Source organism: Clostridium hydrogenum, assembly GCF_021432385.1.
In the GTDB taxonomy this organism is placed as follows: domain Bacteria; phylum Bacillota; class Clostridia; order Clostridiales; family Clostridiaceae; genus Clostridium_S; species Clostridium_S hydrogenum.
The window spans coordinates 980,782-997,162 of the sequence record NZ_JAEACT010000003.1 but is presented as its reverse complement, the minus strand read 5'-3'; the positions used below and the strand labels follow the sequence as shown (position 1 = coordinate 997,162).

Sequence of the window (16,381 nt, the reverse complement as noted above, 5' to 3'; positions counted from 1 at the left end):
GTTGAGCCTGTATATCTACGTGAAAAAGATGGACTATTGTCCATCTTTTTTTATTCTTGAATTCATAATATCTTTTATTTCATTATCCTTCATTAGTATATCTATAAAAACGTCTACCATATTACCATCAAAGTGTGACCATTTGCATTTTTTTAGTTCGTCAGCTGCTGTTTCAATGGAACTTGGAGTTTTATATGGTCTATTAGAGGTAATTACATCGAAGCTATCGGCAATAGTAATTATTTTTGAAAGATAAGGTATTTCATCTCCTGCAAGACCATTTGGATAGCCACTTCCATCATATTTTTCGTGGTGACAAAGAATTAATTTTGCTATTGGCTCTAGTTCTTTTGAACCTTTTAAAATATCATAACCTTTTTGTGGGTGATTTTTAATTATTTCAAATTCTCTGTCAGTTAATTTGTCAGGTTTATTTAAAATATTATCTGGTATACCAAGCTTTCCTATATCATGCAATAGAGCGGCTTGTTTTAAAAGCATAAGATTTTTTTTTGACAAGTTAAGAGCTTTGCCTAATTTTAAGGCATAAAGACATACTCTTTCTGTATGCATATAGGTTACTGGAGATTTTGCTTCAATGGTATTTATAAGACAGTTTACTACATATAAGAGATTTTCATATTTTTTGTATATTTTATTGTTCATGTAGGTAACAACTAAATATGCTGCAAAAAATATCAATACTAGACTTACTAAAATCCACATATAAACACTCCTACTTGAGTTTATTTTGTAAAGATTTTACACGAATTTATTAGAGTTAACATTTTGCAAATCTATTCATAAGCAATATATATTATATATTCATGATATATAAAAAGCAACTTAATATTTTATTTGATTAAATGTAAATATATGGTATAATATTATAAGAATTGGTAAAACAAGCGTAATTCTTTAAATGGGGGAGTTTACATGGATATGAAAGCTAAGGTTAAGGAGTTATTCTCTTACCTGCTAAGCGTAAAAAGCATGGATGAAGAAGTAATAAGAGATATAAGCCAGTATGATAAATTATATTGGCAGTTTGAACTTGAAAAAAAGGAAGGTGTAAATGTTAAAAATGATGAATTGGATGATAAATGGCTAGAAGTTGGAAAAGAAAATAAAAAATTGTACGATTCTTTTTTTCAACTGTATTTACTTATACAAAAGAGCAGCGAGAATATGGAAATAGTATGGGGACATCATATTTTGGGATGGAATAAGGACGGAAAGAAAATTATGCATCCTCTTTTTACTACAAAGATGGAATTAAGTTTTGATGCTGAAAAGGGAAAGTTTATATTAAAACCATATAATAATAGAACTAACATGGAACTTGATATATTTGGTGGAATAATTATACCTAATATTGATGAAATAGTTAAATTAAAAAGAAATTTTGAAAAGAAAAATCCAGATGTCAGATATATTGAAAATATGCAGGAGATTTTATACAAAGTTGCTCATTATTTAAGTTCTGAAATAAATCCAAATGGCGAAATACAGAATAATGTAAAAAGTTCTAGTGATATAAAAATTTCTGAATACCCTGTTTTTTATAATGCGCCTTTAATTATAGTGAGAAAAACTGACAATAGACTTTGGAATAAGGAATTAAATAATATTTTAAAAGCTATTGATGATGAATATCCTATACCTGCACCAATAAAGGCTTTAGTTGATACCGCCAGTATTGAGGAAAGTGAAAGAGAAATTCAAAGCTGGAAAATGGTTGGAGAAAATTTGCTGTTTCCGCTGCCAGCCAATGAAGATCAAAAGGAAATCGTAAAAAAGTTATCTGAGAATTTCGGGGTTGTTATTCAAGGCCCTCCAGGTACAGGTAAAAGTCATACCATAGTAAATTTAATATGTCATTTACTTGCTCATGGTAAAAGAGTGCTTGTTACGAGCCAAACTGGACGAGCCCTTAGAATTCTTTCTGATAAGGTTCCAAAGGAAATTAAGCCGCTTTGCATGAGTATTCTTGGAGATGATATAAGCTCTTTAAAATATTTAGATGAGGCTGTAAGAAAAATAACAGAAAATTTATCTCTAAATCCTGAGGATATAAATAAAGAGGTTATTCCATTAACTAAAGAACTTGAGTTTTGCAGAAAAAGGCAAAAGGATTTATATAATAAAATTAAAGAAGCAGAGTGTATAGAAAATAAAAAGTTTAATATTAAGGGCGAGATATATACACTTATGGATATGGCAAAGTTGGTTAGAAAAAATGAAAAGGAATGTAACTGGATTGATGATGAAATCACTATGGAGGTTGATTGCCCGCTTACTGATCAACAGTTTGCTCATTTAATATATTTGTTGAATAATGTAAATACCAAGGATATAGGTAGAGTAAATAGTGCCTTAAAAGTTTTTTCTGAAATACCTCAATGTGAAGAAGTATGCAGCACTGTTGAGGATTATGTAGAGCTTGAGAAAGGGTATACTGAGAATAGGAATAATTTAAAGGGATGGTCTCTTCCTTATGATGAAAATGTAGATTATGATAAGATACTTAATATACTAGATACAGCAATAGAGAAAATGTATTTTATAGAGAAGAGTTGGCTTAAAAATTTAATGAAGTGTTACTATTCAAGTGAGGTGGAAAGGCCAGAGATAAAGCATCTGTATGTTAAGGCTTCTGAGTACATACGACGTCTGGCCGATATACAAAGCAGAATTGTCTCACATAAGATAGTAATTTGTGAGGAGATTCCTTTTGATAAATTTTCAACGGATTTTAAGAAGGTATATTCTCATGTTAAGGCTAAAGGTAGATTAGGTAAGGCATACAGAGCTTTTCATAGGGAATATAATTACATTTTTAAAGGATGTACCGTTGATAATAATCCTATTGAATGTGGTGAGCAGGTGGAAATAATCAAGGCTTATGTAGACAATAAGAATATTGAGAATGACCTTATGGAGCTTTGGAATAGCAATGTTAAGAAGTTTGGTGGAGAAGAAATTAATTCCTTTGATGCTAATACTTTTATGAAGCTTGAGAAAGAAATTAAAAATCTTTATGAAGTTGTAAATTGGAATATGAATATTAGAAGTAAGATTGTTGATAGTCTTGGGGATATAAAATTTTTAAATAATATAGACTGGTACAAAAAGGAAACTTATCTTGAATTAAAGAGTGGAATTATAAGTCTTAGAAATATTAAAAATTATGAGGAAGAAAAAGCTTATCTCACTGGAGTTAGTAAATTGTCTAGAGGCAATTATGGAATTGAGTGTTTAACAGAAGGTCTTGATAAGAAGGATACTCAAAGAATAAAAAAAGCTTATTCTGAAATTCAAAGGTTAAAGGAACTTGTACCAATGGTTAAAGAGATAGATATATTTAAAAATAAGCTTGAAGCTTTGGCACCACTTTTTACTAGTAAGCTTTTAAAAAGTGGTAAAAGAGAGAATTATAAAGAGCTGACAAAGGCATGGAAATGGAAGCAGATGAATGGTTTTTTGAAAAAAGCTCATAATCTTAGAGTGGATATCTTAGAAAAGGATATTGAAAATGAAAAGATAAAGGAAAAGGTTCTTATAAAAGAAATAGTGGCAAAGAAAGCTTGGTATAATCAAATTATAAATACAACTGATATTCAAAAGAGAAGTTTATATGCATGGCTTCAAGCGGTTAAGAGAATTGGCAGGGGCACTGGAAAGTTTGCTGTTAAATATAGAAATATGGCTCAAACGGAAATGGAGAAATGCAAAGATTGTATCCCAGTATGGATAATGCCTCTAAATAAGGTTATAGAAAATATAAATTTAAATAAAAATCTTTTTGATGTTGTAATATTTGATGAAAGCAGCCAAAGCGATATCTTGGGAATAAGTGCTCTTTTTAGGGGTAAGAGGGCTGTGATTGTTGGTGATGATAAGCAGATAAGTCCACAGGCAGTTGGGGTTAGTGAGGAAAATATTGATGATTTAATTGATAGATATTTAAAGGAAATACCTCACTCGGAGTGGTTTGATTTGCAGACCAGCCTTTATAATACTGCACTTAGAGTATTTCCGGACAGGCTCCTTTTAAGAGAACATTTTAGATGTGCACCAGAAATAATAGGTTTCAGCAATAATTTAAGTTATTCCGGTGAAATGATTCCGCTAAGGTATCCAAGGGGAAATGAAGCTTTTGATTATCCTATAAAAACTGTTAAGGTTAAAAACGGAAATAAGGACAACATAAGTCAAGTTAATATAAATGAAGCTAAAGCCATAGTGGATCAAATAGTAAAATGTTGTGATGATCCTAGATATAATAATATGACTATGGGGGTTATTTCTCTTTTAGGTGATCAGCAGGCGGAAAAAATTGAAGAGCTTTTAAGGCATAGAATTGGGGAAAATGAAATTTTAAAGCGTAAACTTTTATGCGGTGATGCTTATTCCTTTCAGGGGGACGAGAGGGATGTTATGTTTATATCACTTGTTGTTGCGGATAATTGTAAGGTTATGTCTCTAACTCGTGAAGCTGATTTTAGAAGATTTAATGTGGCTGCAAGTAGAGCGAGAAATCAAATGTGGGTATTTTACTCCATCGACGTGGACAAGCTAAGCAATAATTGTGTGAGGACCAAATTCCTTAGATATTGTTTGGATCCAACTATAGCATCAGCTGTGCACAATAAAAATGAAATGGTTTTAGCAGGTGATTTTGAAAAGGATGTATTTGAAGCAATTAAGAAAAAGGGATATGATATTAAGCCTTTTGCAAAGCTTGGAAAGTACAAGGTTGACTTTATAATTGAGGATGAGAACAACAGAATTGCAGTGGAATGTGATGGTGGCAGCTGGAGTAATATTGATGACTGGGAAAAGCAGCGAGAAAGGCAAATGTCACTTGAAAGAGTTGGATGGACTTTTTATAGGATTAGGGGCAGTGAATTTTACAGAAATCAGGAGAGGACTATAAATGGTCTTTTAGCTAAGTTAAATGAAGTGGGGATAAAAAAGATAACAGCTTAAAAAATGAGCAACCTACCAAGGAAGAATTGGGTGTAGGTTGCTCATTTTCTACAAAATAGGCAATGACATAACTAGTCTATGTAGTTAAAGTAAGGTTTATACATATAATGCTCTGTTAAAGTAACATGTTGATGTAGAAAATATTGGGATTATTGTATAAATAACTAATATATGGTTAGAATTTAAGATAATATACTTTGTGCATATATATGAATTGCTTTTATATTCAATGGCAAGGAGATTATATTATGAATTTTAACTTTAGTGATATTATTACAAGTAATTTAAAAGATCAACATGAAGAACTGGATTTAAAATCAATAACCTTAGATGATGAATTAATTAATAAAATAAGAAGTTTAAAATATGTAAATGGAATGGGATGCCCACACTGCGGAGGTACATATATAGTTAAGTATGGTAAGCATAGAAATCATCAAAGATATAAATGCAAAAATTGTAATAAAACATTTACAGATTTTACTTTTAGCCCGCTCAATGGGACTCATTATATTGAAAAATGGTCTCTATTTATATATTGTATGATAAAAGGATATTCACTTAGGAAAGCCCAAGAAATTTTAAAGGTTACCTGGGTTAGTTTATTTTACTGGAGACATAAGATTCTTACTGCATTAAAGCAGATAAATGTTCAAAAGTTTCAAGGAATTGTAGAAATGGATGATATATATTTTCCATATTCAGAAAAAGGCAGCAGACATATTGGAAATAGAAGCCCAAGGGAAAGAGGAGAGGGGTATAAAAATACTATTGATTTAGAAGAAAATAAGGTGTGTGTGCTTGCTGCAAGAGATAGGCAAAAAAATACCTTTTCCAAGGTTACTTGTCTTGGCAAGATATTAAAGGATACAATAGATAAAACAATTGGAAACAAGTTGTGTGAAAAAAATCAATTGTGCACGGATAATTGGAGGGAATATAAAGGTTATGCTAGAAAAAAAGGCATAAGTCATCATGTAGTAAATTCAGTGTATTGTGGAGATAAAAACTATCATATAAGGAACATTAATAATTATAATATGGAATTTTCATTATGGTTAGAAAGATTTAGAGGAGTGGCATCTAAATACCTAAATAATTATTTATCGTGGTTTAAAATACTTGATAGTACTGAATTTAAAGATAATGAAGAAAATGTGCTAAATATATTTATAAAATCATGCGGTTATAAAGTTGATGAAACCTTTGACTCACTAAGGACTTCAGGATTTTCAATATAAAATTCTTTATAAAAAATATATCGTTTTAACAAATAGTGTAGGATATAGGGGGGTGTAAAAAATAATGATATCCTTTTTATGAGCCGCTCATAAAGCTTCATTTGTAGTATAGCGAAAAATATAGAATATCTTTTTTCACAACCTCATATATTCCATCAACACAATACTTTAACAGAGCAATATGTCACGAAACCTTAATAACCACACATATATAATTACACTATTAACAAAATATAAAATTACATATATAATTAAGTTAGTAAACTGACAAGTTATTGGATATAGATATACTATTTCAACTACCAAAATCAATTTGCATCATAATGCCAAGAAACCGGCATTTTGATACAAATTAATTTTTAAGTTTCAAGAGGTATATCCCTAAAAAGGAGAATGGAGAGTAAGTTATGTGCGATAATACTAATGATAATATTGTTGAAAATAATGTCGTGGAAGATAATCCTAAAAACATAGAAGATGAAATAAAGAAACTAAGCGATGGAATTAATGAAATTAAAGAGGAATTTGAAAGTAAAGTTAAATATGATAAGCATAAAGACAAAATTATTGATGAACTTCACGCTGAACTTCAACAATATAAAGATGATTTAATTCATAAGCTAATTAGACCCATAATTACAGATATAATCTACACTATCGATAATAATAATAAGACTATAGAAGCGTTTAGAAAGAAGGAAACTAAAGAACTCGATGCCGATAAGCTGCTTCAAGTTGTAGAAGGCTTGTCAGAAGATCTTGAAGATATATTGTACAGGCAGGGAGTAGAAGAATTTACATATGTTGTGCCTGAGTTTGACCCTAAAAGACAGAAAATTGCTAAAACAGTTGAAACGGAAGATAAGGAAAGAGACAGGACAGTTGCCAAAAGCGTAAAGAAAGGATATATGCTGGGAGATAGGGTAATACGACATGAACTTGTTGAGGTATATGTATATAAGGAATAGTAATTAGGAGGGCAAGAGAGAATGAATAAGGTTTACGGAATAGATTTAGGAACTACATACTCATGCATATCGTATGTAGATGAATATGGAAGACCAGTTGTTGTACCAAATGCTGAAAATGAAAGAATAACTCCATCAGTAGTGTTTTTTGATGCGGATAATGTCATAGTTGGAGATGTAGCAAAAGAAAATTCAAAAATGTACCCTGAAGATGTAGTTTCATTTGTAAAAAGATCTATGGGCGACGAAAATTTTTACTTTGAACACGAAGGAAAATCTTATCATGCAGAAGAAATATCCAGTTTTATACTTAGAAAACTTGCTTTAGATGCAGAAAATATTTTAGGAGAAAAAATAACAGATGTCGTAGTGACATGTCCGGCTTATTTTGGGATTAATGAAAGGGAAGCAACAAGACTTGCAGGAGAAATAGCAGGACTAAATGTTAGAGGAATACTAAATGAGCCAACGGCAGCAGCAATTGCTTATGGCATGGATTCGGAAGAAAATAAAGTTGTCTTAGTGTACGACCTTGGAGGAGGTACCTTTGACGTAACTATGATAGATATAAATAAAGATTCAATAAAAGTAATATGTACAGGTGGAGATCACAATCTTGGTGGTAAAGACTGGGATGATGCACTTATAGCATATATGGCAAACCAGTATAAAGAAATAACAGGAAAAGATGAAGATATCCTTGAAGATAAAGAAACTTGTCAGGAACTTCAGTTATTAGCTGAGAAAGTAAAGAAAACACTCTCACAAAGAGAAAAGGCACCTATATCTATAAATTATGAAGGTGAAAGAGCTAAAATAGAAATTACAAGAGAAAAATTTGATGAATTGACATATGATTTGCTTCAAAGAACTATAAGTCTCACAGATGAAATGCTTGAAGAAGCTAAAAAGAAAAATTATTCAAATTTTGATGAAATACTTTTAGTTGGCGGATCAACACGTATGCCTCAAGTAGAAAATAAGATAAAAGAAAAATACGGTGTAGAGGTAAAAGTTTTTGATCCAGATGAAGCAGTATCAAAGGGAGCAGCCTTATATGGTTGGAAACTTTCAGTAAATGATGAACTTATAAAGAAGATTTCAATGGAAACTGGGGAAACTATTGAGGATGTAAAGCAAAGTATTGATGAAAATAAAATATCAGAAAATATAGTTGAGAAGGCAGCAAAGCAAGTAGCAGATGATACAGGATATACTTTGTCATCAGTTAAGGCATCAAATATGAGGGTTGTCAATGTTGTGAGCAAAAGCTTTGGAGTTGTTACTTATAATAATGAAGGAAGAGAAGTAATATACAACTTAATATTGAAAAACTCAGAAGTGCCAGCAGAGTTTACTGAAAGATTTGGAACACATGATGAAAATCAAGAAAACGTACTTGTAAGAGTTGTTGAAGATGAATTAAATGATAGAGTTATAGAAAAAGAGTATGGACAAGAAATAGGAAAGGCAGAATTGGAACTCCCAGAAAATTTACCAGCAAACTCACCTATAGATATAACCTTTAAGCTAAATGCAGAAGGAAGACTTGAGATTACAGCAGTAGAGGCAGTTGAAAAAAGAGAAGTGAAAACTTCAATAGAGACAAGCTCTGTAATTAAAGGTGAAGAACTAGAAGAAGCAAAGAAAAGAAATAAAAACATAGAAGTATCGTAAAAAAGAGTCGAGGTAGGAAGATGAAATATAGTTTAGGAATAGATCTTGGAACAACCTTTTCAGTAATGTCTGTTATTGATGAAAAAGGAGTTCCAAAAGTTCTAAAAAATAGCGAAGGAAAAACTTTGACACCATCAGTAATCTATTTTGATGAAGCTGATATTGTAGTGGGCGATGAGGCAAAAGAGCAGCAGGCAATGGGAGATTTAAATGTAGCCGCTTTTTTCAAAAGAAACATAGGTGATGAATATTTTAGCTTAAATTTTGGCGAAAAATATTATTCTGCAGAAGACCTGTCTACAATAATGCTTAAAAAATTAAAAAAAGATGCAGAAACTGAATTAAACACGGAAATAAAGGACGCAGTAATAACAGTACCAGCATATTTTAATAACTCACAGAGAGAAGCTACAATAAACGCGGGAAAAGCTGCTGGATTTAACGTTTTAAGTATAATAAATGAACCAACAGCAGCAGCTATAGCCTACGGAATTAAAAAAGATGATGAGGAAAAGAACCTTCTTGTTTACGATCTTGGCGGAGGAACCTTTGATGTTACGCTGGTACACATAGATAAAGAAAGTATAAAGGTTCTTGGTACAGATGGAGACCATGAACTTGGCGGAAAAGATTGGGACGATAGAATAGCAGTTTATCTAGGAGAGAAATTTGCTGAAAAGTTTGGCATAAATCCACTTGAGGATATAGAATTTTACAATGATATCCTTGTAAAAGCTGAAAATGCAAAAAAACAGCTTTCAGCTAGAGAAAAAGCAGAAGTAACTATATGCTGCAATGAATTCAAAGGAAAATTTGAAATAACAAGAAAAATATTTGAAAGCATTACAGGAGACTTACTTGAGAGAACAAGAAGATTAAGTGAAGACGTTCTTCAAGGTGCAGGAATTTCTTTTGCGGATTTAAGTGGTGTGCTTCCTGTTGGAGGATCAACAAGAATGCCAATGGTTTTAAACTTTGTAAAAGAAGTGAGCGGCAAAGAAGTTATTACAGGTATAAATGTTGATGAAGCAGTTTCAATTGGAGCAGCTATAGAAGCATCAAGTCAAGCAAAAGACCAAGGAAAGCCAGTATTTACATTAGGTAGCTATAAGAAAACTGAAGATGTAATGAGTCACAGCCTTGGTATGGCCGCAATTAGCAAGGACGGAACAAAATATATAAATAGTATCATAATACCTAAAAATAAAAAGATACCTTGCACAGAAAAAAGACCGTATGCCATAAGGACAGGAAGAAATAGAGATAATTCACTTGATGTATATATGCTTCAGGGAGAAAGTGAAGATATATCAAATTCAAGTATTCTTGGTAAGTACACCTTCTACGATATAACCCATGTAAGAGGAAAGCAGGCAGTTATAGATATAGAATATGCCTATAATAAAAATGGTGTAGTAACAGTAGCAGCAGCAGAAAGGGAAACTGGGAAAGTACTACCTTTAAGGATAGAAAAGTGCGAAGAAAATTTATCCTGGCTTTATGAAACACCAAAGGAAGAAGAAGAAACCATACATAGAAATATAATACTTGCCATAGATTTATCTGGAAGTATGAGAGGAAAGCCTTTGGAACAAGCTATTAACGCAGCTAGAAATTTTATTTCTGAAATAGATATAAAGAATTCATCTGTTGGACTTGTAGCCTTTGCAGATAAAGTGGAAAGTGTATGCGAATTGAAAGATAATGCCTCTGAAATACTTGAGGCTATAGATAACTTAAAACAAGTAAAAGTAGGAACATCAACTACCTCAGAGCCATTTACAAAAGCGCAGGAAATGTTTAAAAATGCTGATGGAGATTGCTTTATACTGGTACTTACAGATGGACAATGGTATGGAAAAACAGATGTAATTGGAATAGCAGAAGAATGTAAAAAAGAAGGAATAGAAATTTCAGCAATAGGCCTTGGAAGTGCTAAAAAAGAATTTTTAGATAAAATAGCCAGTTGCAGGGAGAATGCAATACTTACAGAAGCAATTAATTTAAAACAATCCTTCTCAAAAATCGCAAGGGTAATATCTGAATCTTATGGAAGCCTTAAAATGTTTCAAGGCTATGGGCAAAAATCTGATGCATTACAAATTTTAAAGTGAGGTAATTTACTTGCAGGATAGAGAAAACTTTTATGTTCTTTTGGGACTTTCTATAGAACCACAGGAACAGGATGAAGAAAAAATAAGAAAAGCCATAAATAAAAAAAGAAGTGAATGGTCACAACTTAGAAATCATCCAACAAAAGCGGTTAAGGCAAAATTTTACTTAAGCATGCTTCCTGAAATTAACAAGGTCATGCTTGAGAGCCCATATACAAGAAAAGAAGAATGGAAGCAAGCAGTAAGGGCACAGAAGGAAGAAGAAAAGGTTAAATTTGAATTTCTAGATGAATGTGTAGAATTCTTGTGCTCAAAGGGCTGCATTTTTGAAGATGAAATTAAAGCACTTCAAGATAAATTCAACATTTTTTCAAAAGAGGAAATAATGAAGAGAATTAAAGTGCCAGTTCATTTATCAAAAAATAATGCTTTAAATAAAATAGAAAATATAAAACAGATAGATGTAACAATAATAAATAAAATAAAAGCAAATCTTGAAATAGTTAAAGCTAAATCACTTTATGAATTCTTAGAGGTTTCAAAAGCATCACCAATTAGTGTGTTAAAAATGGCCTCAAAATACAAATATGGTCAAATCAGAAAAATAGCTTCAAAGGATGCTGTAACTACTGCGCAAACAATACTTCAGGGGTTGTGCGATGATATTTTTAAGGATGAAGAAAGTAAAAAAAGCTATGATGAAGCACTAAAAAAAGAAAAATTAGAATATATCACAGTGGCGTTAAGTGTGGCAGCGGCTAAAGGATATGTATCTAGCGAAGAATTTGATAATTTAGTTGTAAAACTTGTAGAGCAGGGATTCACAAAAATAGAAGCTGAGGATTACATAAAAAAAGTATGCGCAAAAAAAGGTATATCACTTCAAGTTCCTAAAAGCTTAGCTATGAATCTTATGGAAAAATGCAGTGTTTGCGGCAGTGTAAACTACAAAAGCTCTAAATTTTGCTTTAATTGTGGATTTCCAATTAAAATATCATGTCCTAAATGTCATAGAATAGTCAGTACTTCAAATAAAAATTGCAATAACTGCGGCTTTAGTATTAAAAATATGGTTATGGCATCAGAATGTATAAGAAATGCAGAAATGTATGTGGAAACTGGAAGGGTTGAAAAGGCATATTTGCTACTAACTGAAGCACAAGCCTTGTGGCCAGAAAATCAAAAAGCAGCTGAAATTATGAAAAGTGTTAAAACTAGAAGAATTATAGTAGCAGAAAGAGAAGCTAAAATTCAGGAACTTGTTTTAAAAAATCAATACTACACAGCAATGAAAGAATTAATTGCTTTAAAAAGAATGGCGTATTCAGAATTTATAGATGTATATGAAAATATAATTGGAATAAAAATAGCAGAAGCGCAAAAGTATATTGAAAAAGCTAGTAAAACTGAAGATGAAGCTGTGCTAACAGATGTATATAGTAAAGTACTCAATATATGCAGTGACTGTGATGAGGCATTAAAATGGCTGTCAAAATATCCACCAAAGCCACCAGTATTTTTAGAATACAGTTTAATAGGTGATGCCATAAATATTACGTGGGATAAAAATGGAGCAGACAAAAACGTTTGCTATAGAATTATAAGAAAAATGAGATCGGAGCCTAAATCAATTGAAGATGGAAAGTTCATTGGAGATACCTTTGAAAATAAAATGGTCGATTATACTGCTGAAGCAGGTCAAAATTATTATTATGCGATTTTTGCGTGCAGGGGAAGCATATACTCCAAAACTTTTTCTGTACTTGGACCAGTTATGAGAATAGCTGATGTTGATGATGTAGAGGTTGAAGCTAAATGTGGAAGAATTATTCTATCCTGGAGCACTGAAACTAAAACTAAGAAAGTTGAGGTTTGGAGAAAAACTGGAGCACTTCCAGAGAGAAGGGGGGACGGAACTAAACTCGAGGACGTCTCACTTTTTGGAGTGGAGGATGAAAATCTTGTTAATGGTCAAAACTATGGCTACAGGATAATTGCAATATATAAAGATAGTAAGGATAGAGAAGTTGCAGCAGAAGGAATAACTTGTTTTGGAAAACCAATGGAACCGCCAGAGGTTATTACAAAAGTAAAATTACTATGCATTAATGGTGGAGTAAAAGTCAACTTCGAAAGAGAAAATGTTCAGGGAAAAGTGTATATACTATATTCAAATGAACCCTTTGAATTTGAGGAAGGCCAGATTATAACAAGAGACAAAATAAACAAGATAAGAAATAAAGTTGTAGTAAAAAAAGAAGGGGAATGTGAAATAAAAGATATTGATGAAGGAGTTTTATTTGTACTCCCCGTTGCAGCGGATGGGGATGTTGTTTCTGTTGGAAAACAGCAGCACATATCTTTCTTAAATGATGTTGAAGATTTAAATGGTTATATTCTAAATAAAAAATTATACTTGCAGTGGAAATGGCCAGCAAATGCAAAGCAGGTCTTGATTGCCTGGAAATTTAATGATTTTTGTAAAACCATAAATGATAGCACAGCTAACTACAAGTATATTACATATGAGGAATATATTAAGGAATCAGCTTTTATAATCGATAATTTAAATGAAATAAATTACTTCTTTACCGTTTTTAATATTTTACAAAATAGCTATGAAATAAAATATTCTTATGGTAATAAGTGCAAAGTAAGAAATGCAGGATTTTATGAGATTTTTTATGAGGTAAAAATATCTAAAGGTATATTTGGAATGAGTAGGGGAGCAAGTTTTATATTAAAGAATAAAGGCATGAATGCAGAAATTCCAGAATATATACTTGTTTCAAATTCCAATAGAGAACCAAGGACAGTACAGGATGGAAATATAGTTTATAGTGGTAATGATGATAGAGTTTTTATTAGTTCTGTTGAAGATAAAGAATTTTTGAGACCATTTTTTAAGTCAAACAGGGAAAATGAGAAATATAAATTTGTTATGGTATAAGTTATTTATGTATATAGATAAATCAGTTCAACTACAAATTAATATTGAAGTTTCAAGTGGTTTATCTCTAAAAGGGGTAGTGGAATTTATGAAAATGGTATTTGTTAGAGATTTGAAGACAGAGGTTATAATTGGTAAAAGTATCTATAATAATGCTGGAAAGCTTTTGATTAAATCAGGTACAAAAACAAGTAAAGAAAATATAGCATTTCTTAAAAAAAATATGGTGTTTATTGTTTATGTTGAAGACGAAAAGCTTGAAGATGTTAAAATTGATGATGAACTTGATGAAATTAAAAGCAATACTTTAGAAAAAATGCCGGAAATATTTAATAATTTGTGTTCAGGTGATAGAGAAAGTGCAAGAGAAGCATTGGAAAATATGAATAATTTGGTTGATTATATTTCATCTGAAGGAGATGTAAATATAAATCTATATGAACTTAAAACATATGATCAGTATACGTATATTCATTGCATTGATACAGGGATAATGGCATGTTTTTTAGGAAAACGAATGGGATACAATAAAGAAAAACTAAAAAAGCTTGCAATTTCTGCACTATTGCATGATGTTGGAAAAACTAAAATTCCAAACGAACTTATAAACAAAGCAGGAAAATTAACGGATGAAGAATTTAAAATTTTAAGATTTCATCCTGGGTATGGTAAGGAGATTTTAGATCAGTTAGGGGGACTAGAGGAAGATGTAGTAAATGGCGTTTATCAGCACCACGAAAAATATGATGGAACAGGATATCCAGCTGGTCTAAAAAAAGATGATATAAGTGAATTTGCACGTATAATAAGTGTATGTGATGTTTTTACAGCAGTTAGTGCAAATAGAGCATACAGAAAAAGATTTGATCCCAATGAAGCCTATGAGTTAATACTTTCTGGAAGTGGTACTATGTTTGACCCCAGCATAGTGGAAAGGTTTAGAAGAACTTTTTTTGTTTATCCCTTGGGAGCATGTGTTAAACTATCTAATGGGATAGAAGGATATGTGGTAAAACAAAATGAAAACTTTCCAGACAGACCAATTGTAAGGGTTACATATGATATAAAGGCAGATAAGCCAATATCACCATATGAGATTGATTTAGTTGAAAAATACAATATAGTAATATCAGGGGTTATATAGTAGAATTATAAAGAAAACAAAATATGAAAGAAGGAATATAAGTGTCAGAAGTGGTAGAAAGATTACTTAAATATGTTAAATTTGACACATGTTCAGATGAAGATTCTGAAACCGTGCCTAGCTCAAAGAAACAATTAATTCTTGCAAATGAATTAGTTAAAGAACTGCAAGAAATAGGCTTATCAAATGTAAGCGTAGATGATAATGGATATGTTATGGCAACCTTACCATCAAATATGGATAAAAAGGTTACTGAAATTGGTTTTATAGCACATATGGATACAAGTCCTGAAGTCAGTGGCAAGGATGTAAAACCTCAAATAGTAGAAAATTATGATGGAAAAGATATTGTACTTAATAAACAAAATAATGTTGTTCTATCTCCAAGTGAGTTCCCAGAACTTTTAAATTATAAAGGAAAAACACTTATTACAACTGATGGAACAACACTTTTAGGAGCAGATGATAAGGCTGGTATTGCAGAAATAGTTTCAGCAGTAAGTTATCTTGTAGCTCATCCAGAAATTAAACATGGAACAGTTCATGTTGCATTTACTCCTGATGAAGAAATTGGACGTGGTGCAGATTATTTTGATGTTAAAAAATTTGGAGCTGAGGTTGCGTACACTGTAGATGGAGGCCCTATAGGTGAGCTTGAATATGAAAACTTTAATGCGGCAGGTGTTAAAGTTCATATAAGTGGAAGAAATGTTCACCCAGGAACTGCAAAAAATAAAATGATAAATGCCGTGACTATAGCAGCTGAATTCATGAATATGCTTCCACAAAATGAAGCACCAGAATATACAGAGAAATATGAAGGCTTCTATCATGTAATAAGCATAAATGGTGGCATTGAGGAAACTCAAATACAATATATAATAAGAGATTTTGATAAAACTAGTTTTGAAAACAGAAAGAAACTAATAGTTGAAATAGGCGAATTTATAAATAAAAAATATGGCAGAGATATTGTAAAAGTTGAAGTAAAAGACCAGTATTATAACATGAAAGAAAAAATAGAACCCGTAAAATATGTTGTTGATGTAGCTTACAAGGCAATGGAAGAAGTAGAAGTAGTACCTATAGTAAACCCTATAAGAGGCGGTACTGATGGAGCAAGACTTTCCTTCATGGGACTTCCAACTCCAAATTTATTTACTGGTGGCTTAAACTTTCATGGCAAATACGAATATATCCCAACCTTTGCAATGGAAAAATCAGTAGAAGTAATACTTAAAATAATTGAATTATATGCGGGAAAATAGGAAGTTTGGAGATAGAGTAGAGAGTAA

Annotated in this window: 9 protein-coding genes; 8 read left to right on the top strand and 1 reads right to left on the bottom strand. The window is 31.6% G+C overall.

Features of this window, described 5'->3' with window-relative positions; translation table 11 throughout:
• Positions 1 to 33 precede the first annotated feature (33 nt).
• Positions 34 to 726 carry an HD-GYP domain-containing protein gene (locus CUEA01_RS17615; RefSeq protein WP_234123109.1) on the bottom strand — a complete coding sequence of 231 codons (693 nt, stop codon included), beginning with the start codon at positions 724 to 726 and terminating at the stop codon, positions 34 to 36.
• A gap of 210 nt (positions 727 to 936) precedes the next feature.
• Here CUEA01_RS17615 and CUEA01_RS17610 point away from each other — a divergent pair, with 210 nt between their 5' ends.
• The 8 genes from CUEA01_RS17610 to pepT all read left to right on the top strand — a co-directional run bounded on the left by CUEA01_RS17610 (position 937) and on the right by pepT (position 16,354).
• Positions 937 to 4,992: an AAA domain-containing protein gene (locus CUEA01_RS17610; protein WP_234123108.1), complete on the top strand. Its 4,056-nt coding sequence runs from the start codon at positions 937 to 939 to the stop codon at positions 4,990 to 4,992.
• Between the two features lie 248 nt (positions 4,993 to 5,240).
• Positions 5,241 to 6,233, top strand: coding sequence for an IS1595 family transposase (locus CUEA01_RS17605; RefSeq protein WP_234123106.1), 993 nt, complete (start codon positions 5,241 to 5,243; stop codon positions 6,231 to 6,233).
• A 407-nt stretch (positions 6,234 to 6,640) separates the two neighbouring features.
• A complete protein-coding gene (locus CUEA01_RS17600) occupies positions 6,641 to 7,201 on the top strand; it encodes a nucleotide exchange factor GrpE (RefSeq protein ID WP_234123104.1) in 561 nt (186 codons plus the stop codon).
• 21 nt (positions 7,202 to 7,222) lie between these two features.
• Entirely contained in the window at positions 7,223 to 8,878 is a 1,656-nt protein-coding gene (locus tag CUEA01_RS17595; protein ID WP_234123102.1) for an Hsp70 family protein, read from the top strand.
• A gap of 20 nt (positions 8,879 to 8,898) precedes the next feature.
• Positions 8,899 to 10,992 carry an Hsp70 family protein gene (locus CUEA01_RS17590; protein ID WP_234123100.1) on the top strand — a complete coding sequence of 698 codons (2,094 nt, stop codon included), beginning with the start codon at positions 8,899 to 8,901 and terminating at the stop codon, positions 10,990 to 10,992.
• Positions 10,993 to 11,002: 10 nt separating this feature from the next.
• Positions 11,003 to 13,942 (top strand): double zinc ribbon domain-containing protein, encoded by a 2,940-nt coding sequence (locus CUEA01_RS17585; protein ID WP_234123099.1) that lies wholly within the window; start codon positions 11,003 to 11,005, stop codon positions 13,940 to 13,942.
• 7 nt (positions 13,943 to 13,949) lie between these two features.
• Complete coding sequence (locus CUEA01_RS17580; RefSeq protein WP_234123098.1) at positions 13,950 to 15,086, top strand: HD-GYP domain-containing protein; 1,137 nt, start codon at positions 13,950 to 13,952, stop codon at positions 15,084 to 15,086.
• Positions 15,087 to 15,127: 41 nt separating this feature from the next.
• A complete protein-coding gene (gene pepT, locus CUEA01_RS17575; protein ID WP_234123097.1) occupies positions 15,128 to 16,354 on the top strand; it encodes a peptidase T in 1,227 nt (408 codons plus the stop codon).
• Positions 16,355 to 16,381 lie beyond the last annotated feature (27 nt).